The organism is Litchfieldia salsa, from assembly GCF_900104555.1.
Taxonomy (GTDB): Bacteria; Bacillota; Bacilli; order Bacillales; family Bacillaceae_L; genus Litchfieldia; species Litchfieldia salsa.
On the sequence record NZ_FNJU01000002.1, the window covers coordinates 365,573 to 391,160 of the forward strand.

The following is a 25,588-nucleotide window of genomic DNA, read 5'->3' on the forward strand; positions in this document are numbered from 1 at the left end:
TTAGTTATTTTATAATTATATTAACAAATGTATAAATCTTTCACCAGAATATATTAAGGCCATTTTGAAAATATACTTTTTAAAAAAAGGCTTTCCTTTAAGTAATGGCTAGTACCTTTACTTGTCGGAAAGCCCTCAATCACTTGTTATTACTTATTTAGCTTCAGTTTTGCCAAAGCCTCGGCTAAGGCCGGATTAAATGGCTCTTCTTCTTGCTTATTCTGTTTCTTAATATATTTAGCTACATCACTTTTTGAAACTTTTGTGTTGGATTCTTTTTTCTTTCGCTCATTAAAAGTAGAAAGTTTCTCTCTATGTCCACATTTACATGCAAACATTTGACCTTCACCTTGTCCACGAAGTTCTAGCTTTTTCTTACATTGTGGACAACGAGCATTGGTAACCTTTGAAATATTTTTGCGATGTCCACATTCGCGATCTTGGCAAACATGCATTTTCCCTTTTTTCGTATTCACCTCAAGCATCGGCTTTCCACAATCCGGACATTTCGAACCTGTCAGGTTGTCATGCTTGAATCTCTGTGTACTATTTTTAATTTCATGCACAATGGTTTTGGCATAGCTTTTGATTTCACTCATAAAGACATTTTTATTTAGTTTGCCTTTAGAAATTGCTTCAAGCTTCTGTTCCCATTCAGCAGTTAGTGCAGGTGACTTTAAGTCTTCGGGAGCTAAATCTAAAAGCTGTTTTCCCTTTGATGTCATGAAAATGTCTTTTCCCTTCTTTTCGATTAAGAAGGAATTGAAGAGCTTCTCAATAATATCGGCCCTTGTTGCAACCGTACCAAGTCCACCTGTTTGGCCAATGGTTTTAATTAAGTCTTTATTTTCACTAGCCATGTATTTCGCTGGATTTTCCATAGCGGAAAGTAATGTTGCTTCATTAAATCTCGCAGGTGGTTTCGTTTCACCTTTTGTTTGAGTAACTGAAGTGATTGTTAGTGTCTGTCCTTCTTCAATTTTCGGCAACAATTGTTCCTTCAGATCATCGCCTTCATCTTCGTCCTCAAACCGATTCTCATATACCTCTTTCCACCCCATATTGATAACGATTTTCCCCTTGGCAGTGAAGGTTTCTTCGCCAATCATCGCTTTTAACGTTGTTTGTTCATATTCGAAGGCAGGATACAAAACAGCTAAGAACCGTTTTACGACTAAATCATAGACTTTTCGTTCTTTATCAGACATCTTTGCAAGAAATACAGTCTCCTCTGTTGGAATAATTGCATGGTGATCAGAAACCTTTGTATCATCGACAAATGATTTGTTTGCTTTAATAGGCTTTTGTACAATTTTATGAGCAAGCTTCGTGTAAGGTCCAACCCCACTAGCCTTGATTCGGTCTTTTAAGGTATCGACAATGTCAGAAGATAAAAACCTAGAATCTGTTCTAGGATAGGTTAACACTTTGTGCTGCTCGTAAAGCTTTTGCATAATCGACAAAGTTTCTTTTGCTGAATAACCAAAAGCTTTATTCGCATCTCTTTGTAGTTCTGTTAAATCATATAGTTGGGGTGCGAAGCTTTTTTTGTGTTTTTTATCAACACTTGTAACCTTCGCTTGTTTTTTGTTTGTTTTATTTAGAAGCTGATCCGCTTTTTCCTTTGAAAACATCCTAGTATCATTGGTTTTTGCATCTTGCCAAGTAAGTGTTAATTTTTCGTTTGTTAAAGCTTTTAACCCGAAATATGGATTAGGAACAAATTGTTTAATTTCTTCCTCTCTTCTCGCAATGATTGCAAGAGTTGGCGTTTGGACACGCCCAGATGATAGTTGGGCATTGTGTTTAGTCGTTAGCGCTCTTGTTGCATTTAAACCTACATACCAATCTGCCTCAGACCGCGCAACAGCTGAAAGATAAAGGTTTTCAAACTCTTTCCCATTTCTAAGCTTCCCGAAACCTTCCTTAATCGCTTTATCAGTGACCGAGGATATCCATAAACGCTTTGTAGGCTTATTCACCTTTGCCTTCTTGATAATCCAATCTGCCACAAGTTGCCCTTCTCTTCCTGCATCTGTAGCCACAATGATTTCCCCAACATCATTACGAATTAGCTGTGATTTCACTGCATGGTATTGCTTACTTGTTTGCTTAATCACAACTAGCTTTAAATCATTAGGCAACATAGGAAGATCTTCGATTTTCCATGTCTTATATTTATCATCATAGGTCTCTGGATCAGCTAATGTCACTAAATGTCCTAAAGCCCAAGTAACAATGTATTTGTCTCCTTCTATAAATCCATTTCCTTTTTTATGACAATTCAATACACGTGCAATATCACGTGCAACTGAAGGTTTCTCTGCAAGAACAACACTTTTTTTCATATTGTAAAACATCCTTCCTCACCAATCATTAACCACTACTATATCATATTTATCAGTAAAAACTGATTACTCAAGTTATCAGTTTTGTTCTTCAAGTAGCTTCCTTTGATAATATTCAACTAACTCGGGAAATTGATTTACCTCTTGCTTACCTGTGTCATTAATTTCATAGACACCTCTACTAACTTTCTCAAACCAACGATAATAATTTTTATTTAAGATCGACAATGTTTTTTCACCTGTTCCAAGACTTCTTAATTTTTTCGGAGATAATGGTCCATATTTTTCTAGATAACAGGCAATTTGGATACAGTTCTCCTTATAGGCGGTCATAATTTTTGTACGGGTACTTCCACCTATATTATAATCACCACTTCGTCCATTCACTTCTTTGATTAGTGAATTTCGTTTATGCTTATTTTGACTATAGCTTTTCTTTTGATCAAATGGTGTAGGATAAAGATGTATATCTACTCTTGCGCGATTTCCAGAAAAAGAAACAAGAATCAACCCTAGTTCTAAACGCCGTATTAAATGACAAATGTCCTTCCACTTTTTTGAACGAAAATTTTGTTTTCCTCTAGGTATTGCAATATAGACTTGATCCGTCAGCTTCTGACGCTTAGCTCCTTGTACCAAAAGTTCAATGTTTAACGTTTTCTTTAGTTCTACTACAACCAACTCTTCTTCTTTCATGGCAACTAAATCACAATCATTAACCTCACCATACACTTCAAATCCTTGTTTTACAAAATATCTTTGAATAGGTTTATATAAATCTACTTCTAGTAGTTTCTTTTTTTCACTCACGAAAAACACCTGCAATTCTTTAATACATTCCTTCATATTGTATAGGAGTATGAAGATTAAGAAAAGCGCAAGCGCCTTGTTCAGCCCCGACAGGCATAAGGCGAATCACGCAGGAAATCTTGTTTTCCGTAGTGATTCGACTTATGACCCCGAGGGGCTAGGCGCTGGAGCTAGACACCAAAACTAAGTTTAAACTTTTATACTTTCTTACCTTATGAAAAAAAGAGCCTAATCATATGATTGGCTCAACATCTTCTACTATTACTTATTCTTATCCTCTAATAACCATAGAATACTTGTTACACCTCGCGGGTAATATTTACTACCAGTAATTTCTCCTGAAATGATTTGGTCACTCCAACTCCATACAGATAATGTAGGATGTGTTAACCATTCCACATGTGCTGCATCAGCCTTTGCACCTTTTTCGCCCCATTCTAACCCAAGGATTTCTCTTGCTATAAATTGGCACAGGTAGACTTTACTTAGCCATGAATTGTTACTTGTTGATGAGATTTTCCAACCACCATCTTCAAATAAACACACATCATCTACTAAAACCGTTTCTAAATGTGTTTTTAATACTTTTATATATTCATGGAAGCGACCATTCAGGTCTAAAGCTTCCTTACAATTAGTGAAAAACGGGAAGATTAAACCTTCGATGGCAGGAATAATTTTCGAATCATTTCCTTCTCCCACAACTGCTGGAATATATCCATCAGGAGTTACATGGCTTACAATACTATTTGCACATTTTTCTGCTTGTGAACCGGCCTGTCTAGAATATTCTGTTAGCCCTTTGTTAGCGAATATACGCTCAAGTGCGAGATAAGATGCCCAGCACTTACCAGCCATATAAATATTGTTTCTTGCCTGACCTAATGAAACATCTAGACTATCATATGTTGTGATTTCAGCTCCACCCATGCAACGAGTTGAATCTAGCCCCATAATTCCATTTCTTTTTTCAGGAATTGGATGATCTCGATTTAGCATGCTTTCAAAGCACTGTTGAAAAGTTGGCAAGTTATCTATTAACCATTCTTCATCCTTTGTTTGTTCATAATACACAGCCCCACATAACACCCAGTTGACTAATTGCTCATGGGTCATATGTGAGAAACATCCATCTAAACCATATAATTCATATGACGAGTATTCTGGTCTGGAAATTGTATTTGCTACACCCATATCATGTGTAAAGCTTAAACCACCAGGATAAACATGATCATCATCTGGGAACCTGACACCATCTTGGTAACTAAATCTCTTCACAAACATTTCTAATTCATTTTTCACAGTCCATGGGTTCATCTTCATTTCGAAGAAAAGTTGATCGACAGTTAAGTCAAAGGTATTCATCATTCGATATTCACCTTCGTTAACTACCCAGAATGGCTCACCACCATGATCTAGTAACTGAGTGCAACCATAATAGCTTCGGATTGCGTGAACAAGCTGAAATTTTTGATTTTCTGACAAATGCTCTGCATCTGTAATAAGCTTATTAGCAGAAACTGCTCTTTCTACAATTTCTTCAAAATGGCTTAAGGCATACACTGAAACTTCTTCTATGTCTTTAAAGAAGCGGGTGTAATAATAACTTGTATCTAAGCCTGCAGTAACAAACCCAGCACGATAGAAGCTTACAGCAAATTGATACGTACGAACCTCACCAGGAGGAACATCCATGATCATCGAGCCAATTGGACCAAGACCAAATGTCCAATTTTCCTCAAAAGGTGTTGTCAGAATATTTTCCAAGCTGAAATGAAGAGCAGATTTTACATCTGGATCTGATGAAGTTATAGCTGTCAGTCGACCTTGACCGATACCTGATAGTTCACAAGTATCATCCATTCTTCTCATGGAGTTATATGGGTCACTACCTTCATACCCAAAGAAAGCGCGACGACTTTTTGTTCCTTTTGTATTATCAATTGTTAGTTCTGCTAGAATTGCCGGCACCAGTGTCATTTTCAATTCGTCTTTTGGTGCGTTCGATGGGTCTGGTACAGACTGAACCTGTGAATATAGTTTAAAGATTAAATCACCAGCACTCCATGTGTCCGATCCAAGTTGAAAGTCTCTATCAATCTTCTCTCGGGCAAAAGGAAAAATGATTTGTGGTTTATTTTGATTTGGATCAGGATTTTCAATATCATATCGTTTACTATCATCTTCACTATAGTCAAAAAACGGGAGAGCTTCGTAAATCCCATCTCGATCGATAGATTCGACACCTACGTAAATATTTTTTTTAGGTGATCGACCTAGCTCTAAATCAAGTCCACCTCCACTACCTGGAAATCCAAGAGTAAAACTTGAATAGGCACCTATTGGTGAGTGATGTGCATTAAAAAAGATATTTTTTGGCATTTTTCCCCCAACTTTCTTATAATGATCGAGTTATTTCACTTAACCTTTTACAGAACCAGCTGCTATGCCTTCAACAATACGGTTACTTAAGAAGAAGAACATAATTAAGATGGGGATAATGCTTATCATTAAAGTAGCACCAATTGCTCCCCAGTCGGTTGCATATTGTCCAATGAAGTTTTGAATCCCTACTGTAAGGGTCTTATATGAGTCAGAGCTAATAAATGTATTAACAAACACAAATTCATTCCAGTTATAAATCATATTAATGATAACCGTTGTTGATAACACTGGCGTTGTCATCGGCAATGTGATTTGAAAGAAAATCCGATGAACCGAGCACCCATCCATCACAGCAGCTTCCTCTACCTCGCGTGGTAATGTGTAATAAAAACCTAATAAAATCATTATTGTTAATGGTAGATTAAATGCCGTGTAGGTAAGAATAATCGCTAACGGATGATCAATTAAATGAATCTTCATGAAAAATTGAAATAACGGGATTAAGGTTGAATGAACTGGAATCATAATTCCAACCATAAACAGTCCAAGAACTAGCTTATTCAATTTCCATTGCATTCGAGTAATTGCGAACGTAACAAAGCTTGCCAATAAAACGGTCAATACTACAGCAGAAACTGTAACCAGAATACTATTAAAGAAATATAAATCTATATTCCCTTGGGACCAAACTGTTACATAATTTTCCCATTTTGGACTTTCTGGTAATGCAAAAGGCGAATTACTAAAAATTTCAGCATCCCCTTTTAAAGAGAAAAAGAATAACCAAATTAATGGGTAAATCTGTAATGCTGCAATGATCCCTAAAACAGAATATAGAACAATATTACCAAGGCGTCTAGAAAGCCTTCCTCTTTCTCTAGGTACCGGCATTTTTTTATTTAATTGTTGTTTTGATTGAATTTCCATCACTTGCCAGCCTCCTTAATATTGAATTTCATCTTTTGTTTCTGTTACTTTTCGGATTAGCCAAGTAAGTACTAAACAAATGAGTAGTAAGAAGAAACCAATTGCACTCCCGTAGCCAAAGTCATAGGACCCAAATGCTTTTTGATACATATAAGAAGCCATGACTTCACTAGAACCATTTGGCCCTCCACCTGTCATCACATAAATTAAATCAAAATATTTTAATGATCCTACAATTGCAAGTACAACAGTTACTTTAATGACCCCTGCAATTAGTGGGACTTTTATTTTCCATGCAATTTGTAATGGATTTGCTCCATCAATCTTCGCAGCTTCTACTAGGGACTCTGGGATATTCTTTAGTGCAGCATAATAGATTAAAATATAAAAACCTGCATATTGCCAAATAATTGGAACAAAGAGTGCTTGTAACACTAAATTGGGCTCTGCAAGCCATGCAGGTGGATTATCAACACCAAAGGTCATAAGCAAACTATTAATAAGTCCGTTTGATGGATGGTATACTTTCAACCATAGTTGAGCAATGGCAACTGAAGAAAGAAGCATCGGAATGAGATAAATTTTTCTCAAGAAATTAGCTCCCTTAATTTTCCCAGCGAGGATCAGAGAGATTATTAAATATCCTATTAAACTAAATGTAGAAAAAATAGCTAGAAGAAATGAGTGATAGGCGCTATCCCAAAACATCGTGTCTTTCAGTAGCTTTGTATAATTGGCTAAACCAATAAATGTCATTTCACCAATGCCATCCCATTTCATTAAACCATAATAACCTGTCATAATAATCGGAACATAAATTAATGTAATGAGGATCAATAGTGCTGGGAGTACATATAAAGCAATAACCGTCTTGTTAGACATTACTCTATTCATAAGGTTGTTTCAGTCCCTTCTTAACGTGCAAATCTAGTTCTATTATAAGAAAAGCGCAAGCGCCTTGTTCAGCCCCGACAGGCATAAGGCAAATCACGCAGGAAATCTTGATTTCTAAAGTGATTTGACTTATGACCCCGAGGGGCTAGGCGCTGGAGCTAGACACTAAAATCGAGTTCAAAATTTTATACTTTCTTACCTTATAAAAAAAGACATACCAGAAACGTTAGATATGTCTTTTTCATACGATCTATCCTATCTCTTATTCTTCACTAGCAAGTGCTTCCTCGTGCATTTTCGCAAACTCTTCAGGAGTGATTTGTTTACCGAACAGTGATTGAATCATATTTAAATGTTCGTTCGCAACTCCTGCACTCATTTGTACATCTGCGTAAAGAGTAATGTTACTTGCATTTGCTAACTCGTCTAAAACATCGATATACATTTGTGGAAGATCCACTGATGCTGTATCAACCTTTGTTGCTGGAATAACACCTGCATCTGTTACAGAACGCTCTCCCCACTTTTCAACAAAGAAAGTTACAAATTTCTTTGCTTCTTCTTTTACCTTTGAGTTTTCTGATACGAATAATCCTACACCCGGTCCGCCAACAAAGCTGTTAATATCCCCTTTTCCACCTTCAACTGTCGGGAATTTAAAGAATCCAATTGAGTCTCTAAATTCTTGTGGTACATCTTCATTTGTTGTATAGTTCGGGAGCTCCCATGACCCCATTAGGTACATGGCTGCTTGGTTGTTCATAAATGGACCTTTCGCTTCATCATTTGATAATCCGTTAAATCCTTTTACGAACGCATTCATATCTACTAAACTTTGAATCTCTTGTGCAGCTTGGATTAGAGCTGGATCTTCAAATGTACCTGTACGGTTAATTGCATTTGTTAATGTTTCCGGTCCGCCAAATCGATCAGCAAGGTACATATACCACATTGATCCAGTCCAACGATCCTTATTACCAACAGTAATTGGAGTTACACCATTATCAGCAAGTGTTTTAACAACATTTTTAAATTCTTCATATGTTTCTGGAACTTCTAGATTATGGTCAGCAAAAATCTTTTTATTGTAGTAAATTGGAGCAATATTTAACTCAAGTGGAAGACCATATGTTGTGCCATCAATGGCATATGCTTCTGTTGTACCTGAAATAAATGATTCATTTAATCCAGCATCTAATACATCATTCAATGGTGCAAACATGTTACCATTTACATATGGCTCAAGGAAACCTGCTGCCCATGTCAAACCTACATCAGGTAGTTCGTTTGATGCAGATAAAACCTTTAGTTTTTCCTTATATTGTTCATTAGATAAGATATCTAATTGAACCTTTACACCTGGATTTTCTTCTTCAAACTCGGCTACGATATCGTTTACGATTTGATTATGTTGCTTTGAACTTCCGGCAGGCCATAAATGCATGAACTTTAATGTAACTTGGTCAGATTTTCCTTCACTACCATTGTCATTTCCATTACTAGAACTTGATCCCGAGCATCCAGAAAGAATTAGAGATAAGATGATCATGCTCAAAACCATGAATGAAATCGCTTTCCTTTTCATGTGTGAATCCCCCTTTTTTGTTTTACTACAGTTTAAATTTTATCATTGAACCGCTTACAAAAAAGGTACCTACGATTGTGGAAAATACTCTTATTTTTAGAATTGGGTTCATTTCTTTTAAAACCGCAGGCTGAATACACTTCGCGTCCGGCGGGTGACCAGTGAGCCTCCTCGTCGCTCATGCTCCTGTGGGGTTTCACTTTGGCCACTGATCCCGCTGGAGTCTACGTGTATTCAGCCTGCTTGTAACTAACATTTCAATGTTATGTCTAAAACCTTTAGAAACCAGCCTTTTAAATTGAATGTTAATATTCAATATGTTTATCCTTCAAACGGAATTAGCTTTCTATATTTACTAGGAGTTAATCCTTCATGCTCTTTAAACAGTTTAATAAAGTATTTTGAAGTACCATACCCGGCTTCTTCAGCGATATTAGTAATGGTCTTGTCTGTATTAATTAATAACTGCTTCGCTAATTGCAGTCGACTTCTAGTCACATATTCACTAAAGGTCATATTTACTTGTTCTTTAAATAAAACACTCAAATAACTAGAATTCAAGTGAACATGTTTTGCCACATCATTCAAGCTTAAATGATTACTCAAATTATCATCAACATACTTTATTGCTTTAGTTATAGGAGAATCATCTTTTTTTGCCTCTAACTTTAAATCTACTAACTTATGGTCCACCACCCTTTGAATCATATCTATTCTTTCTCTACTTGATTCAAACTCAAGGGCTCCTTCAACAACCTCTATTAACTTTATTTTATTTACTGGCTTTAATAAATAATTATGCACACCAAGTCTGATTGCTTCTTGGGCATAAGTGAACTCTGAATAAGCAGAAAGTATGATTACCACTGGGTCTTGTTTCTGTTTTTTTAGTGTATCCAGCATCTCTAAACCAGTCATTTCAGGCATACAAATGTCTGAAATAAGAAGATGAACCTTTTGTTTTTTTAGAATTTCAATTGAATATGCTGCGCTTTCAGCGTCCAAAATATCATGCCTACCACTTGACCAAGTCTCTAACGTTTTTTTAATACCTTGTCTAGTTCTTGGTTCATCATCTACAACTAATATTGTCTTTCTACTCATAGTTCCTCTTCCCTCCTGTTAAAGGTATTTCAAACATAAAACATGTTCCTTTATTCACTTCACTTGTTATTGTGATTCCTTTGTATGTTGAATCTTGATAATAAAGCTGTAGCCGCTTATTCACATTCGCAATTGCTACACCATTTCCTTTTAATGAAGACACTTCACCTGTTCGAACCTGTTTTAATATCCGTTCAATTGTCTCTTGGTCCATTCCCACTCCATCATCAATCACTTTAATTGATAGATTGTTAGAATCCTTAACAAGCTCTACAATGACTGATACTGAACCAGTGCCTGCTTTATTGCCAATCCCATGTGAGATCGCATTTTCAACCAAAGGTTGAATAAGTAGCTTTGGTAGTTGTAATTCCTCATATTCCATCGGTGCTTTTATGTTATAGGTGAAACGATCACCAAATCGAATTTTCATAATTCTCATGTAGCTTTCTACATGTTCAAGTGCTTGTTTAAGGGAAACCCATTCATTTTTTTCTTGGTTACTTATTGTATAGCGAAATAATTCACTCATAGCGATCACAATCTCTGCTAACTCATTTTCACCTTTTTCTTCTAAAGACCAATAAAGTGCATCTAATGTGTTAAATAAAAAATGAGGGTTAATTTGTGCTTGCAAAGCCTTTAATTCGGTTCGACTACGAATTAATTCTTTTTCATAAACTACCTGAATTAAATGATTCGTATTGTCAACTAACTGATTGTAAGATTCGTTTAAATGCATGATTTCAATTGAAGATTTAGTTTCAGGAGTTTTCTTTAATTCACCCTTTTTTGCTTTTAACATCGTTTTACTTAAATGATTGATAGGTCTAGTAATTAGTGTAGAAAGTATATAAGAGAATAAGAAGAAAACAATACCGCCTATTCCGGCTGACAGTAGTATCGTTGATCTTACAATCGAAATCCCCTCTGTTAATGTTTCAACAGGAGTTAGTATTGTTAATGTCCAATCAGTGGTAGAAGACTCTTCTTTTATTAAAATATATTCATCTCCACCTATGACGATATTATTTTCATGCTCAAAAAGTAATTGATTAATATTTCCATTGAAATTAGATGTAATAGGATTAGAATACTGATCAATAAGAATCATAACCTCTTTTTCCGTACTTTTATTCACGAAATCAAAATAATTAGCATTCAGTTGAACTAACAGATATCCTCCATTAGAAAATCCCTTATCTATTAAACTTACACGTTTAATTGCAAGAAAAAACTCTGGTTCTTTAGGATCTACGCCTACCCAAACAAGCTTTCCCTTAGCTTGATCAGCAAGTTTGATCCAGTTGTCTTCAAGTCGATTAATTAAAGATTCTTCGTCAAGGGGGAGAATCTTCTTATAATCATATGTATACAATTCAATATTGGAAATACCGTTAGAATAGGCTTGAAATGAATTTGATATTTGCATAATGGTTTGTCTTTGCTGATAACTTAAAGGATGACCACTATTATACCTTTGTAATTGTTGTTGAACGATTGAATTTGTAGCTATTTGAGTTGAAAGCATGTCAATTTGTTCATAGAGAGAATCTACTCTACCTGTTGCTTGAATGGCCGTTTGATAAATTTGCTTCTCTGCATTTTTCTTCAATAAATCTGATACCTGGCTAAATATTAAACTACCAACAAAAGTCAAAACAAACAGCATGACTAGCAAAAATACAAACAAGATTTGATTTCTTAATGTATTGTGTTTTTTAAATTTAAACCTCATCCCTATTCATCCTTTATGAAAGAATCTATATTAGTACAAACTTAGTTTATCACATAAACTAAGTATTAAATAGAATTTATTAAACGCTTACATTATTTAAGTTCTTCAAAAATAAGTGACTAGAGCCAAAGGATGTGATATCGCAAACCAAAAAATGTATACTAGTAATACAACACATTCCAAAGCAGAAGGGAGAACTACTTTTGACATACCCAAACTCACAGGATACCCTAGAGGTTATTAAAAAATTAGTTTCAATTCCGAGTCCATCAGGAAATACAAGCGAAGTTATCGGATTTGTTGAGAAGTTTTTAGCTGAATATAATGTTGAAACAAAACGAAACCGTAAAGGAGGTCTGATCGCTACTATTCAAGGTAAGAATCAGAAAAATCATCGAATGTTAACCGCTCATGTCGATACGTTAGGAGCAATCGTTAAAGAGATTAAACCGAGTGGTAGACTAAAGCTTGATTTAATTGGGGGATTTAAATACAACTCTATTGAAGGTGAATACTGTGAAATCGAGACATCTTCAGGAAAAAAAATAACTGGGACCATTCTTATGCATCAAACGACTGTCCATGTTTATAAAAATGCTGGCACCGCAGAGCGAAACCAGGAAAATATGGAAGTAAGAATTGATGAAAAAGTACATACAGCAGATGAAATACGATTACTTGGAATCGAGGTAGGAGATTTCGTTTCTTTTGATCCAAGGGTTCAAGTTCTTCCAAATGGTTACATTAAATCACGTCATCTAGATGACAAAGCTAGTGTTGGCATTTTACTACAATTAATGAAACAGATTCAAACAGACAAAATTGAACTTCCTTATACTACTCATTTTCTCATTTCTAATAATGAAGAAATTGGTTATGGTGGAAACTCTAATATTACTCCTGAGACTGTCGAGTACTTAGCCGTTGATATGGGTGCAATGGGGGATGGGCAGTCTACTGATGAATATACGGTTTCCATCTGTGTCAAGGATGCAAGTGGTCCTTATCATTATGCCTTCAGAAAGAAATTAGTCGAGCTTGCTAATGCTAATAAGATTGGTTACAAATTAGACATTTATCCATTTTATGGATCAGATGCTTCTGCAGCTATTCGCTCTGGACATGATATTATTCATGGTTTAATAGGTCCTGGGATAGACTCTTCACATGCTTATGAACGAACACATATCTCTTCCATCGAAAATACAACGAAATTACTTTATCATTATGTTCAATCTGAAATGGTTGAATATAAATAGAAGGCTGTTTTCTTAAAGTTTGTTGGTTTAGACATAAAAAATGAAACCGAAGTTTAAGCAGGCTGAATACACGTAGACTCCTCCGGGACCTGTGGCCAAAGTGAGACCCCACAGGAGCATGAGCGACGAGGAGGCTCACTGGTCACCCGCCGGACGCGGAGTGTATTCAGCCTGCGGATTTCAAAGCAACAATCTATACGAAAATAGCCAAATAGAAAGAAAGCTTGTAGGGTCAGATTAAACCTGTCCTACAAGCTTTCTTTTGTTTACATTTGACCTTTAGACCTTCTCATTTGGAAGAGTACTATTAAAGCTCCGGCAATTGAGAAAAGGATTCCTACCATTAATAAATTAAACGAATTTGTAGCTGTACTCGGCAACTTATTTTCACCTTTTGGTCCTGGAATTTCAGAGAGCTTCTCTGATTCTTCGAATCTCTCAAAGCCACCATAAATACTGAAATGACTCGTTTGTGCTGTAACTACTCCATCTTTATAGATACCACCCATGTCTTCCCATTGATTTTTATCTTCATTAAAGTAAAGAACAGTTACATTATTAGGATTTTTCACTTTCTCAGAATCTATTTTAAACACTAAAGTCATCATTTCATCAAATATATGATATTCTGTGCCATTTACAGTGAGTTTAAAATCATATATTTCACTAAGCGCTTCTTTCATCGGTTTCATTTTTGTCAGGTGTATTTCAAATGCCTTGTTCGGTAAATTTGATGTAGGAATATGTAGCTCCACATCATTGTTTGAAATAACTGTTTGTATGCCCTTTATTTTTAGAAGTTTAACTTGTTCTTCAGTAAACGCAACTTTGAATACAGTGTTTCTACCTACGTTTACTTCTAATTGAGCTTTATCTTTTAATAGCTCAATCATACTCGTTTCAATTGTAACAATCCCGTTTTTAATTGTCGGTTTCACTTCTTTTGGTTGGTTTGGGATTGTCCCTTCATCACCTTTTCCTGGTGGTGTTTCTCCATCTCCATTCCCTGGTGGTGTCGCTCCATCTCCATTTCCTGGATCTTGTTCATCCGATTCTTGGGCAACGAGTATAACTGTACCACCGTTTGCACGAGAAGGTATATCCACCGTCAGTTTTTGTTCCTCTGAAACGGTATAGGTTAAACCATTGTATAAATCAGTCAAAGTTGTTCCTGCTGGATAATTTACTGTAAATGATGATTGATTAGCTTCAGTATCCACGTTCAACCCAACATAGACAGACTGATTTTTATAATTACGTTCAAATACTAGGTATTTTTCAGCATCACTACCAGCTATAGTGGCTCTAGTACCTTTAGAAAAAGTCTTAGAAAACTCCTTACGGATGTTTAATAATTTTTGATAATGGTTGTGTAAAGAAACCATCGTTTCATTACCATTTACAAACTCTTCCCATGGCATATCATCACGATTTTCATTAAATTCTCCTGCATCCATATTACCTGCGTGATCACCTGATTGACCCAACTCTTCACCATAATAAATGACAGGTTGACCTTTTGCAGTAATTTGTAGTGCAGCTGCAACCATTAGTTTAGAAATATCACCATCAGCACGTTCTGTTAAAAAACCATTTTCATCATGACTACTTAAGAACTGTCCAAGTGTAGCAGAACTAGTTAAATTGTTATTTCGATATTCAAGGTTTGCTGCAACCTGTTCCAAATCTCCATTAATAAACGATTCAGCTTGATACTTAAAGTCAAAGTCTAGTAGTGAATCCATTTGCCCGCTATTTAAGTAGCCACCTGTGTTATTTATCGTAGCCCCATAGTGTTCACCGATCATTTTAAAGTCTGGTTTGATTTTAGTTAATTCATTTTTAAATGCCTTCCAAGTTGTATCATCAACGTGTTTAACAGTATCAACCCGGAAATAATCAATCGTATCTCCACGATCAGTTTGGGCCTTCTCTAACCAATCTGTTTGCCACTTAATAATTTGATCTCTTACAATAGCATCTTCTGTAATCAAGTCCGGTAATCCAGCTAATTCCCCTTGTATAACATCAGTTCCACCATCTCTAAGCATGCCTTCGAATCTTTTACGATCCTCATCAGTAGGATATAATGGGATGTTTAGACTATTGCTAGGATCATTTTCTTTTAATCCATAACCTGTATGGTTTAACACGACATCAACCATTAGTTTAATTCCACGGTCATGTGCTTTATCAATTAATTCCTTAAATGTATCTAAATCTCCTAGATGCTCATCGAGCTTTGTAAAATCATCTGCCCAATATCCATGATAAGCAAACTGATTTCCATTCTTATCATACCTTAGGTCCCATTCAATGTTATCAACAATAGGTGTAATCCAAATGGTATTAATCCCTAGGTCCTCAAGGTAATCTAACCTATCGATAATTCCTTGGAAATCACCGCCATGATATGTTTCAGGGTGTGATAAATCATAATTTGCTCCATTAGGATCATCATTAGCTAAATCTCCATTTTCAAATCGGTCTGTTAACATAAAGTAAATTCTTGCCTCATCCCAGTCAAAACCAATGTCTCCAACTGCTTGTTTAGGAACAACAGTTAGTTCAACGATTTCAGTATGCTTATTTCCATAAATATCAACAAGTGTTAAGGGAAGTTGTTTCTTTCCTGCTGTAACAGAATCATTAACAGCGATTGTTTGTGACATTAAACTTAGATCAATGTCTAATTTAGGAGTTCCTCCAAGTGATGTTACATCAATATATAGTTCCTGAATTAGTTCTGGTTGATCCACAGATACTGCTAAAACAGTATTTTCAGAGTAATCAATTGATGATTTAGTTAATTCCGTACTCAATTTGATATCAGGGTTAAAGAATTCTACAATCGATTCTCCATTTTGATCTGTATTAAATGGATCGTTTAGTTCACGAGTTTCACCATCAACGGTTACTAGAAAACTATATTGATAGCTACCCTCGCTTGCATTTTCCAGTGTATAAGCAAAGTATTCATTTTCTGGGTTGTAGACCATTTCATACTCTTCCCCAGAAACTTTCACTTTAACTCCATCTAGAGTATTCATAGCATTTTGTTCATACAACTCCTGGTCTCGATAATAAAAAGTTATGTTTCCATCATCTATTCTTGGACCATTTACTGAAGGAACTATACGAATTTCTTCGACACCTTCTTTAACAAATACCTTTGTAAGCATCTGGCTTGGTTCTGCATTAATATAACGATCTTCTCCGAAAGGATCCTTTACAACCCAATCAGTTCCTTGTCTTAAAACAAAGCCCACACTTGTTGTATTAGGGCCAATTTCAAAGGTTGAAACTGCACCTTTTTCTGTTATCTCTTGGAAATCCTTTTGCCCATCTGACACACCAGTTTGCCAGGTCCACATATTCCAATCATCATAATCACCATTATTTCTTTCATAAACAAATTGTATTTTACGTTGTGCAGGAGGTGGCCCAACTAAAGCATCAATAGCTGATTCTTCGCTTGTGAAAATAGTTGCGAATCCTTGAACCAACCACACCTCAGTTGAGTTTGAATTTTCGGGCATTTGTACTATATACTGATTATCCTGAGTCTCCCAATCTCCTTTTCTAGGAATTATTTTAATCTCGTTACCAGGGAAACGATGAACACCTTTAGCAAACTTATAATCAGTACCATTTATACTTTGGAATTCATAACCAGCAGCAGCATAGCCACCGTCAAAAATCCACATATCCCAACTATCTAAATTGTTGTCTGTTCTGTAATAATTAACTGTATATTCATTTAGTTTTTCACTAATCGTTAATTCCTTAGTTGTTTTGTATCCGTCTTGTTCAGCTTCAACTTTAACAACTGATCCAACTGTTGCACTCGTTGATACTCTTAAATTGGATCCGTTTACAATTTCAACACCACTCGCGCTATCTTGAAGTGTCCAATTAACAGTTGTTGAAATATCTTCCTGAGACCCATCACCGTTAATTTTCTGCGCCTTAAGAGCGATTTCACTTCCAACTTCTACTAGAGCAGCATTTTGATCAAGATTTAATCCTTCTATTACAAGTAAACTATTGCCTCCAGATTCTTGGTTATTAAGAGGATCTAGTATCCATTGATCTTCATTAACAATCAGTTTGTATTGATATGTATTAGGAGTTAGAACACCAGTTGTAACTGACCAAACTCCTTCACTCTCTACCATCTCTAAGGCGTTGTCCTGCCAATTTGTAAAACCTCCTGCCACACGCACCCGATCTGCTACATTATCATTATAAAAGAATGTAACAGTTCCATCCTGATTCAATACCGGACTAGAAACATTAGCATTTGCTTCAGTACTAGGCACGTAGTTTGAAAAAAGACTTACTAAAAGAACAAAAATCAAACTAATAGACATCCACTTTCTTTGTTTTTTCACTTTTTTATCCCCTTCCTTTAAGTGCAATCGCTTGCACAAATGAGCAATTAAAATCTCGACCGTTAAAGGTTGAGTCAATAAATAACATGCTCCGTTTTTACGCAAACGCTTTCTTTAATTAAATATATCATAGGGAAACATCTATATCAATACATGAATGTAGAGATTTATTAATTCTATTAAATAAGCAAAGAGATCCTATGATCCTTTTTATTTTTTATGAAAAAAGGCTGTACCCAATTTGGGTAACAGCCTCCAGTTTACTCGTGTATTAATTAGTATAGAACTCTTCACTATATTATGTAAACTGCTCTGATACTTCCTTGTCTTTTCTAGTCTTCAATATGTCTTGAATGATTTCTATATGAACCGCTGCCCATGCTTTTTCTCGAAAATGAATAATTACACTAACTGTTAAAGTAAACAGATAAATGAAGCTAAATAGAACCCATAAAAAACTTCCTTCTTTAAATAAGATTTGCTGTAATTGCTTTGAAAACAGAAAGAAAAACCACGGAACAGATGTGACAAATATCGGTATAATTCCTGATCCATTTTTCTCTTTGATCATTCGATAATAAATAATTTTTAATATGGAACTGTCAAGATTTTTGTAATAATCTTGAAATTCTTTAATCTCAGTTATCACTTTAATTTCTTTCATTTGATCTATTGGTGTTTGTTTGAGTTTCAAGTAAAGTTTGTGAGCATCTCCTCGAAATGAAATCATATTTCTCCCTCTCCTATCAATTCCCATAATAGAAGACTTAACAAATATAGAAGTATTTATACTAAATTTTTACGCGATGTCATTTAAGTATTTTTATACATCCTTATTCTTTCTAAGTTGAACTTCCTTCATCTTCGAGTAAAAACTCTCCTCTAAGTCTATTTCAAAATAATTAGCAAACTTAATTAAATAAGCAAAGCAATCAGCTATCTCATTCCCAATATTTTCTTTATGTTTATCTTTAGCTTCTTTAAAAGCAAATTCGATATCTTCCGGGTGGCTAATTCTTGTTTCATTGATTATTGACCGTATCTCTTCAGCAATCTCACTTACCTCAGTAGTCAAAAGCATATAGTTATGTAATAAAGATGTTTTTGCTTCTTCGTAATTTTCATTACTGATTTCCCAATTCATTTCCTTTTGGTAGACCTTCAGAAATTCCTGTACTTCTTTCATTTTAAGCACCTCTTACAATTAATCAAAATAAGCTTTTAATTAGTAATGTTGCCAAGCTTGCATATATTTTTCTAATAATACAGGGTGAATCAGTGTATTCACCTCAAGAGAAATTTCGTTTCCAGATTCATCGATAATCGTTTGATCTATATCTTTTCCGAATATACCCATTCCCTTTATTAACTCATTAGTTAGAAATTTCGTTTCAACCGTGATATCTATTTCCTCTAAATCAAACTCTTCACGCTTCGCTAGAATAAACCCCCAATCACCAAAACTTGGGATATCAACATGCAGTGTTGAAGTATGAAGTCCAGCAGCAGAAATGGTTTTCTCAATACCCCAATAAACCTCTGTTGCAAATGTCGGACTTGTTGCCTGTACCATTACACTTCCTCCTGGTGATAAGTGATTTCTAATAAGCTGGTAAAATTCTAGTGTATATAGCTTGTTTAAAGTCTCATTATTAGGGTCTGGAAGATCAACAATAATAATATCATAAAAACCTTGAGTATTTTTTAAAAAGGTGAAGGCATCCATATTCTTTACTCTAACTCTTTTATCCTGAAAAGCTTGATTATTCAATTCTTTTATTTCATGATTTGTTTTAGCAAGCTCAATAATTCGAGGATCTAAATCAACAACAGTTATGTTCTGTATTTCATTATATTTCTTTAACTCTCTTATCGCTAAACCATCTCCACCACCAAGAATCAATACATTTGCCTTTTCTTTTGCTAACACAACTGGTGGGTGAACAAGTGTTTCATGATATCGATATTCATCAGATGAACTAAATTGAAGTTGACCGTCTAGAAACAATCTTAAATCTCCCTGTTCTTTGGTTAAAATGATTTGTTGATAATTTGAACGCTCTGAATACACAATAGGATCACGGTATAACCTTTGCTCAAAGTTAAATGCCATCTCTTCTCCAAAAAAGACTCCAGCTAATAATAGAAGTATAATAAAAAGACCTGCAATTCCATGGCGTTTTGAATGTCTTATTTCCTTTTTAAAGTAATTCAATAGCCACATAGAGACACATGCATTAATAAGTGCAACTACAAACGCTGTTTTGACTAATCCTAATTGTGGTCGTAATATATAAACAAATAATAGACCACCAATTAAACCACCTGTATAATCTGAAAATAGAACCCTTGCTGCACTTCGATTTAAATTTTCTCCAATTTCATTTGCTTTTCTAATTAAAATGGGTAACTCTACACCTGTTAACGCACCTACCAGTAAGGTAATTGAGTAAAGAAAAAAGGCATCAGTTCCAGCACTTAAATAAGCTGTTACCCCAAACAAAAGAAAGATAGAGAACCCACCTATTAAGGCAATGAGAAACTCAATCCAAACAAAAGAAAGAATAAGATTCCGTGTGACTTTTTCACTCAGCACAGACCCTATCCCCATACCAGTAAGAAAGAGGGAGATGGTTAACGTGTATTGCTTTACACCATCCCCCAATATGTAAGAACCTGCTGCACCAAACAGGACCTCAAAGATGATCCCACATATCGAAACGATCCCTGATGCCCAATAAATCGCTTTTGCTTTTCTTAAGCCATCCTGCATTCTCAATGGTCCTTTCTACATTTCAATCAAGTAATAGATGCTCCTATAACAAAGGCTAATCCAACAGATACTCCAAAACTAATGATTCCAACAGCTAAATTACCCTTTAACAATTGTTCTTCCACAGAAAATTTACGAGTAAATAATTCGAAAAGAAGATATGCGATCATTTGTAGTATAACCCCGACTACTCCCCAAATAAGTGTGTCTAGAATATGTGAGCTATGATAAATTGAAAAAGCTAGGATAATACAAATCCCTATAATCTTTCCAATAATTGATAATGCAACAGCTTGATTGCCCTTTTTAATTTCATCCCAATCTTTATATTGTTTTGTTAAGGCTTCAAATATTGCTAAACCAATAATGACAATAATAATGGCAATGAAAAAGTATAATATTGTTAATAAAAATGGTTCCATACTCATACTCCCTTCTATTTACCTGCTCCTGGTCCTCCACCTCTAACTGATGAACTTCCTCCACGAACAGTTGGTGTTTTATTTATTCCTTTAAAGCCTCCACCTGAATAACCATAGCCACCATAGCAATTTTCAGGATTAAGCTTACACTGATTATTACGTTTCTTTCCCCAATCATCTACATCAAGTACGTCATCTAATACCCAAAGTAAAAATAAACCATTAAAAAAACTTGGAGAATAATTGTTACGAACAAAATCATGATTAGCAATTTCAATGAAAGTATTTGACGGATTTTCTGGATCCTCAGTTATAATGACGAATAAGTTATCATAAATTAGAGCCTGTTTCCCTTCGACTAAATCACTAATCTCCTTTGGTTTTTCATGTGATGTAATATTTGCTGTTACTTCAGGTATAGTTTTGTTTTCTGCTATATACACCTCAGAATAATTAGAAGAATCGGTCGTATCGTTAACAGTATCATGAATTATATATTCATTATTGATAAATTCTCCTACACCTTCTTTGAACAATCCTCCCTCTGATGAACAAGCAGATAATAACAACATATTAATTGAGAGAATAAAAGCCAGAAGTGGTTTATTCATAGTTTCACCTACTTTTCATTCAAACTATAGGCTGATTTAAACATTTGCTATTCAAGCATTCTCAAATCAGCCATTTACCTATTCGTTATTCTTGACCAAGTCTTTTTTTCAAAGCAGCTAATTCATCATCGACACCACTATTTTTCTCAAGTGAAGCAAACTCATCATCTAAACTACGATTCGAAGAACGTAAATCCTCACTTGTTTCTGCTTCTGCTTCGAAACGAAGAACCTTCTCTTCCATTCTTTCAAATCCTTGACGAGATTGATCACCACCAATGTCAGACATTGCACGATTCATTTTTGTTCTTGTTTGTGCTGATTGAGCTCTTGCTTTTAATGAGTCTTTCTTTAGCTTCATTTGATTGTATTCACTTTTCATCTCATCTAGCTTTGCTCTTAAAGAATCAGCATCTTGCTTAGCTCTTACATAAGACTCTTTTAAAGAATCTGCAGTCGCACTTTGGGCTTTCTTATCTTCTAGTGCTCTTCTTGCTAAATCTTCATTTCCTGCTTCTAACGCCTTTATTGCTTGCTCCTCACGCTTTGCTACCATCTTTTGGGCTTCATCAACCTTCTTTTGTAGCATCTTTTCATTCGCAATTTGTTTAGCAACCGCGGCTTCTGCATCACGAATATCAGCTTCCATTTCACGCATGAATTGATCGAGCATTTTAACTGGATCTTCCGCTTTATCTAACATTGCATTTAACTCAGAACCTACAACCGTTTTTACTCTCTTAAAAAATGAAAACATCTTCATTCCTCCTATTATTAGCTTCCAGCAATAATTTTTAATTCATATTCCTCAATTTCAAAACCATAACTTACTTCAATCTCAGATCCCCAAATCTCAACAGAAAGAAATTTCTCCTCATCCTCATCACAATAGTCGAAATATTTACATTCTGCGTTGTTAACATTCTGTCCTCGTCCTTCACCTTTGACCCTTGCTACACCAGATTCATCCAAATAATACTTAATTCCATCTTGGATAAGCTCTTTTGGCATGGGTTCATGAAGCTTCAAAGGTAGTTTCTCATAAATGGCTACACCAAGTTCATCATCCATTTCAGCACTTAACCAAATTGTTTTACCAATCCCCTGTAACTGATATGCTAACCATTCAAATCCATGAGAATGATAAGTCAATTTACCAACCACTTCAAAATCCTCAAGGTCATACGTAACAATATCACCCACTTTGATCGTGAGTGCTGTTCTTTCTTCTACCACTGTTACTTTTTCTTTTTGTCCAAATAGCTTCTTAAAAAAACTCATTAAACACTACACCTCCTATTCGTATTCGTAGTATTTAAATGGTGATAATTACATGTACGAATGGAATTTAATATGGTTTCACTTTTAATTAAATATCCCACCATCAATTATATAGAAGTGAATTGGCAATTTCTATCCAAAATACTCATTTACGACCATAAACAAAAATCTCCTAAGGATCTATTAGTACCAAAGGAGATTCTATGTAACATATGTAATTTATCTAGTGTAGATTATTTTTATTTATATATTGACCGTAATCAGGAATGGCGATGGTTTCGAATTGATTGCCAAGTCTTTTTAACCCATCTTCCAATTCTTTACCCGACATTGGTGCCCCATGACCCGTCACTGCAACTAGAGGTTTAAGCTTCTCTAATTCTCGAACAGAATCCCATGCAGCCTGCCAATCAGTTGTTAAATATCTGGGAGGGCCATTTATTTCTTTTTGTTGAGTGAAGACCTTATATAATTCATCTTGTTTAACTGTAACAAATGCATCTCCCACAATTAATGTACGGTCTTCCTCTCTAAAAAACGAAACATGTCCTGGACTATGTCCTGGTGTATGAATCCACCGCCACTCTGGCATTTCTGGAACACTTCCGTTCGGAGGAAGAGGATTAACATGGTTTGTTAAGTCAATTGGTTCATTAGGGAACATCGGAGACATCTTCGCAACCATTCCACCCTCTACGGTTGAATCAGGAAGTGGATAACTCTTTTCACCTCTTAAATATGGTAACTCTAATTCATGGGCATATACTGGAACTTCCCATTTATTAACTAGTTCAATTATTCCCCCAATATGATCAAAATGCCCATGTGTTAATATGATGGCTTTAGGACGACTGCCATTTCCATATTGCTCCTCTACCATCGATAGAATATCGTCTGAAGACCTTGGCATACCAGCATCGATTAGAACAAAATGATCAGTGGTACCAACAACACACATGTTTACAACTTGATTTGTGTAACAATAAACATCAGGTGCCACTAGTTGTCCTAGTCCACTAGCAATTGATGTTACTGGAATAAATTTATAATCTTTTCCATATTCCATCTCTTTATCCATCCGCTTCATTCCTTTATGTAGATAGTAACTGACATAAATAGTTTCCTCATTAAAATTTGAATTATGTAGTACGAACTATTTTTTATTAGGATAATAACGGATATATGTTCAAAGTTACAAAAAACAAACTACCCCCTTACTTAGAATAAGGGGGTCAATCACTTACTTTAAATATTTATTTAAGAAATCTACCATTTGCTTATATACTCTAATTGCATTTTCTGTTTTCGAAAAGCCATGTCCTTCATCTTCCAACACAAGATATTCGATATCTTGACCACGTTCCTGCATCGCTTGAACGATTACATCAGATTCGATTTTCACTACTCTTGGGTCATTTTTACCTTGAATAACTAACATAGGTTTTGTCATTTGATCGATATAGGTCATCGGCGAGTCTTCTATTAATTTATCACGGTCAACAACAGAGTCCCCAATGAGCTCTCGGTCAGCTTCTTTCCAATGCTCTGGCGCAGTCTCAATCGTTGTAAATAAATTACTAGGTCCAAAGATATCAACGAATGCATTGAAGCGATCTGGATGACGTCCGTGCAGAAGGAGTGTCATATAACCTCCATAACTTCCCCCAATACAAAACCACTTATCTCTAGTAGATTTATCTTGGTTATCTAACCAATCCATCCCAGTCAGAATATCTAAGCGAGGCCCTCCACCCCAGTCCTTATTAACAAGCTTCATAAAGCTTTCTCCATATCCAGTACTTCCACGAAAGTTAGGAGAAAATACCCGGTACCCTTGTGTGCACAAATATTGGAATAATGGACTGAAATTCTTTCTAATCGCATGCTGAGGTCCTCCATGAGGCCAAAGAATTGTATAGCCATTATCGTTCTCTGGATTGGGGGAATAGAACAATCCTTCAATTTCTAGTCCATCATAACTTGAATATGTAAATACTTCAGGTTCAATTAACTCTGAATCACTTACCCCAATAATCTTATGTTCTGATAATTGCACCCATGCTTTTGCATCAGTATAACGGAATAAATTAGCTGGTAAAGTAGACGAACGTCCAAGTGCAAATAAACTCCCTTTTTTCCCTAAAACTAACCTATCGACTATATCGAAAGGAGTCTTTATTACGTTTAGTTCTTTTGTTAAGAGATTATATTCATATAAAGAATCTTCTACACCTCTTTGTGCAACGAAATAAACTTTATTACTACCCTTGTCTAAAGTTAAATCTGAAAGTTCATGTCCTTCAACTGCAATTAGTTTCTCGAACTTTCTTTCACTAATTGAATATGTTGCAAGATAACTAAACTCCGTTTGATAATTGGTCAACATTAATACTAAATTATGATCAAAATATACGGCTTGCTGAACACGGTGTGCCTCCTCTTGAGACGGGGTAATTGCAACTTCCTTCTTATCAATGAATAGATATCCATACTCACTTGTATTACCAACAGCTTTAGTATAAGCAAAGGTTGTTTCATCAGGGCTTACTGCTAACAAATCACAAGGACCACCCTCACCTGTGACTAGTCGCTCTACCTTACCATTTACTAGATTAAGTCTTTCTATATTCAGATAGTTTGGATTATCAACACTTGTTGTATAATAAAGTGTTTGTCCATCTTCAGACAAATCTCCGAAATAGTACTTTTCTTGGGTAGTCTTTAATAAAGGAGTTGTTTCGCCTCCATTGGTAGGCAAAGCATAAATATGATAATCTTCATCACCGTCTGTATCATATCCTGTTAGAATGTGTTTTCCATTTGGATCAAATTTAACAAATGAGTTCATTTGGTTTACTGTCGTTAGTTGATAGGGATATCCTTGCTTTAAGTTCATCCCCCAAAGGTTATAATATCCGTTAAGATTAGTGGAATAAACAATCTTCTCTTCTGATGGATCCACATCAAAGTCAAGAATATTTAGGGTCCTAAAAAAGGAATCAATTGAAGGTCTATCAAATTTTATCATGTTTTCTCCTTATCATTTCAATAATTTTT

General features: G+C 35.3%; 19 protein-coding genes. 1 reads left to right on the forward strand and 18 read right to left on the reverse strand.

Annotated elements, in window-relative coordinates; translation table 11 throughout:
- Nucleotides 1-149: 149 nt before the first annotated feature.
- From BLQ56_RS05615 to BLQ56_RS05650, 8 genes are all read right to left on the reverse strand, one after another.
- Nucleotides 150-2,348 (reverse strand): DNA topoisomerase III, encoded by a 2,199-nt coding sequence (locus BLQ56_RS05615; protein ID WP_090850791.1) that lies wholly within the window; start codon nt 2,346-2,348, stop codon nt 150-152.
- Between the two features lie 78 nt (nt 2,349-2,426).
- A complete protein-coding gene (locus BLQ56_RS05620; RefSeq protein WP_090850793.1) occupies nt 2,427-3,158 on the reverse strand; it encodes a DUF2161 domain-containing phosphodiesterase in 732 nt (243 codons plus the stop codon).
- Nucleotides 3,159-3,419: 261 nt separating this feature from the next.
- The gene (locus tag BLQ56_RS05625; RefSeq protein WP_090850795.1) at nt 3,420-5,540 is read right to left on the reverse strand and encodes a glycoside hydrolase family 52 protein; all 2,121 of its coding nucleotides are present in this window, start codon (nt 5,538-5,540) and stop codon (nt 3,420-3,422) included.
- 39 nt (nt 5,541-5,579) lie between these two features.
- A complete protein-coding gene (locus tag BLQ56_RS05630) occupies nt 5,580-6,434 on the reverse strand; it encodes a carbohydrate ABC transporter permease (RefSeq protein ID WP_238457195.1) in 855 nt (284 codons plus the stop codon).
- A gap of 51 nt (nt 6,435-6,485) precedes the next feature.
- A complete protein-coding gene (locus BLQ56_RS05635; protein ID WP_090850799.1) occupies nt 6,486-7,364 on the reverse strand; it encodes a carbohydrate ABC transporter permease in 879 nt (292 codons plus the stop codon).
- A gap of 262 nt (nt 7,365-7,626) precedes the next feature.
- On the reverse strand, nt 7,627-8,949 hold the full coding sequence (locus BLQ56_RS05640; protein WP_090850801.1) for an extracellular solute-binding protein: 1,323 nt from the start codon (nt 8,947-8,949) through the stop codon (nt 7,627-7,629).
- 321 nt (nt 8,950-9,270) lie between these two features.
- Nucleotides 9,271-10,053, reverse strand: a complete 783-nt coding sequence (locus tag BLQ56_RS05645; protein WP_090850803.1) for a response regulator transcription factor — start codon at nt 10,051-10,053, stop codon at nt 9,271-9,273.
- On the reverse strand, nt 10,046-11,791 hold the full coding sequence (locus tag BLQ56_RS05650; protein ID WP_090850805.1) for a sensor histidine kinase: 1,746 nt from the start codon (nt 11,789-11,791) through the stop codon (nt 10,046-10,048). Before BLQ56_RS05650 ends, BLQ56_RS05645 begins: the two co-directional genes overlap by 8 nt.
- A 203-nt stretch (nt 11,792-11,994) precedes the next feature.
- On the opposite strand from BLQ56_RS05650, the gene BLQ56_RS05655 reads away from it, so the two are divergent.
- Complete coding sequence (locus BLQ56_RS05655; protein WP_090850807.1) at nt 11,995-13,050, forward strand: M42 family metallopeptidase; 1,056 nt, start codon at nt 11,995-11,997, stop codon at nt 13,048-13,050.
- Between the two features lie 266 nt (nt 13,051-13,316).
- Here the strand turns inward: BLQ56_RS05655 and BLQ56_RS05660 are convergent, their stop codons facing one another.
- The 10 genes from BLQ56_RS05660 to BLQ56_RS05705 form a co-directional block, all read right to left on the reverse strand.
- On the reverse strand, nt 13,317-17,444 hold the full coding sequence (locus tag BLQ56_RS05660) for an alpha-amylase family glycosyl hydrolase (RefSeq protein WP_238457181.1): 4,128 nt from the start codon (nt 17,442-17,444) through the stop codon (nt 13,317-13,319).
- Between the two features lie 298 nt (nt 17,445-17,742).
- A complete protein-coding gene (locus BLQ56_RS05665; RefSeq protein WP_090850809.1) occupies nt 17,743-18,174 on the reverse strand; it encodes a hypothetical protein in 432 nt (143 codons plus the stop codon).
- Between the two features lie 93 nt (nt 18,175-18,267).
- Nucleotides 18,268-18,630: a MazG nucleotide pyrophosphohydrolase domain-containing protein gene (locus BLQ56_RS05670; protein ID WP_090850811.1), complete on the reverse strand. Its 363-nt coding sequence runs from the start codon at nt 18,628-18,630 to the stop codon at nt 18,268-18,270.
- Between the two features lie 39 nt (nt 18,631-18,669).
- Nucleotides 18,670-20,217, reverse strand: a complete 1,548-nt coding sequence (locus BLQ56_RS05675) for a polyamine aminopropyltransferase (protein WP_090850813.1) — start codon at nt 20,215-20,217, stop codon at nt 18,670-18,672.
- Between the two features lie 26 nt (nt 20,218-20,243).
- On the reverse strand, nt 20,244-20,639 hold the full coding sequence (locus BLQ56_RS05680; protein ID WP_090850814.1) for a DUF350 domain-containing protein: 396 nt from the start codon (nt 20,637-20,639) through the stop codon (nt 20,244-20,246).
- 14 nt (nt 20,640-20,653) lie between these two features.
- Nucleotides 20,654-21,250 carry a DUF4247 domain-containing protein gene (locus BLQ56_RS05685; RefSeq protein ID WP_090850816.1) on the reverse strand — a complete coding sequence of 199 codons (597 nt, stop codon included), beginning with the start codon at nt 21,248-21,250 and terminating at the stop codon, nt 20,654-20,656.
- 85 nt (nt 21,251-21,335) lie between these two features.
- The gene (locus BLQ56_RS05690; protein WP_090850818.1) at nt 21,336-22,007 is read right to left on the reverse strand and encodes a PspA/IM30 family protein; all 672 of its coding nucleotides are present in this window, start codon (nt 22,005-22,007) and stop codon (nt 21,336-21,338) included.
- Nucleotides 22,008-22,024: 17 nt separating this feature from the next.
- Nucleotides 22,025-22,531 carry a DUF4178 domain-containing protein gene (locus tag BLQ56_RS05695; RefSeq protein ID WP_090850819.1) on the reverse strand — a complete coding sequence of 169 codons (507 nt, stop codon included), beginning with the start codon at nt 22,529-22,531 and terminating at the stop codon, nt 22,025-22,027.
- 223 nt (nt 22,532-22,754) lie between these two features.
- Nucleotides 22,755-23,609, reverse strand: a complete 855-nt coding sequence (locus BLQ56_RS05700) for an MBL fold metallo-hydrolase (protein WP_090850821.1) — start codon at nt 23,607-23,609, stop codon at nt 22,755-22,757.
- 162 nt (nt 23,610-23,771) lie between these two features.
- Nucleotides 23,772-25,559: a S9 family peptidase gene (locus BLQ56_RS05705; RefSeq protein WP_090850823.1), complete on the reverse strand. Its 1,788-nt coding sequence runs from the start codon at nt 25,557-25,559 to the stop codon at nt 23,772-23,774.
- Nucleotides 25,560-25,588 lie beyond the last annotated feature (29 nt).

Excerpts from the sequence above, each read along its gene's own strand:
- BLQ56_RS05615 (WP_090850791.1), bottom strand. The coding sequence starts at position 2,348 with ATGAAAAAAAGTGTTGTTCTTGCAGAGAAACCTTCAGTTGCACGTGAT.
- BLQ56_RS05625 (WP_090850795.1), bottom strand. The coding sequence starts at position 5,540 with ATGCCAAAAAATATCTTTTTTAATGCACATCACTCACCAATAGGTGCC.
- BLQ56_RS05630 (WP_238457195.1), bottom strand. The coding sequence starts at position 6,434 with ATGCCGGTACCTAGAGAAAGAGGAAGGCTTTCTAGACGCCTTGGTAAT.
- BLQ56_RS05635 (WP_090850799.1), bottom strand. The coding sequence starts at position 7,364 with ATGAATAGAGTAATGTCTAACAAGACGGTTATTGCTTTATATGTACTC.
- BLQ56_RS05640 (WP_090850801.1), bottom strand. The coding sequence starts at position 8,949 with ATGAAAAGGAAAGCGATTTCATTCATGGTTTTGAGCATGATCATCTTA.
- BLQ56_RS05645 (WP_090850803.1), bottom strand. The coding sequence starts at position 10,053 with ATGAGTAGAAAGACAATATTAGTTGTAGATGATGAACCAAGAACTAGA.
- BLQ56_RS05650 (WP_090850805.1), bottom strand. The coding sequence starts at position 11,791 with ATGAGGTTTAAATTTAAAAAACACAATACATTAAGAAATCAAATCTTG.
- BLQ56_RS05665 (WP_090850809.1), bottom strand. The coding sequence starts at position 18,174 with ATGATTTCATTTCGAGGAGATGCTCACAAACTTTACTTGAAACTCAAA.
- BLQ56_RS05670 (WP_090850811.1), bottom strand. The coding sequence starts at position 18,630 with ATGAAAGAAGTACAGGAATTTCTGAAGGTCTACCAAAAGGAAATGAAT.
- BLQ56_RS05675 (WP_090850813.1), bottom strand. The coding sequence starts at position 20,217 with ATGCAGGATGGCTTAAGAAAAGCAAAAGCGATTTATTGGGCATCAGGG.
- BLQ56_RS05680 (WP_090850814.1), bottom strand. The coding sequence starts at position 20,639 with ATGGAACCATTTTTATTAACAATATTATACTTTTTCATTGCCATTATT.
- BLQ56_RS05685 (WP_090850816.1), bottom strand. The coding sequence starts at position 21,250 with ATGAATAAACCACTTCTGGCTTTTATTCTCTCAATTAATATGTTGTTA.
- BLQ56_RS05690 (WP_090850818.1), bottom strand. The coding sequence starts at position 22,007 with ATGTTTTCATTTTTTAAGAGAGTAAAAACGGTTGTAGGTTCTGAGTTA.
- BLQ56_RS05695 (WP_090850819.1), bottom strand. The coding sequence starts at position 22,531 with ATGAGTTTTTTTAAGAAGCTATTTGGACAAAAAGAAAAAGTAACAGTG.
- BLQ56_RS05700 (WP_090850821.1), bottom strand. The coding sequence starts at position 23,609 with ATGGATAAAGAGATGGAATATGGAAAAGATTATAAATTTATTCCAGTA.
- BLQ56_RS05705 (WP_090850823.1), bottom strand. The coding sequence starts at position 25,559 with ATGATAAAATTTGATAGACCTTCAATTGATTCCTTTTTTAGGACCCTA.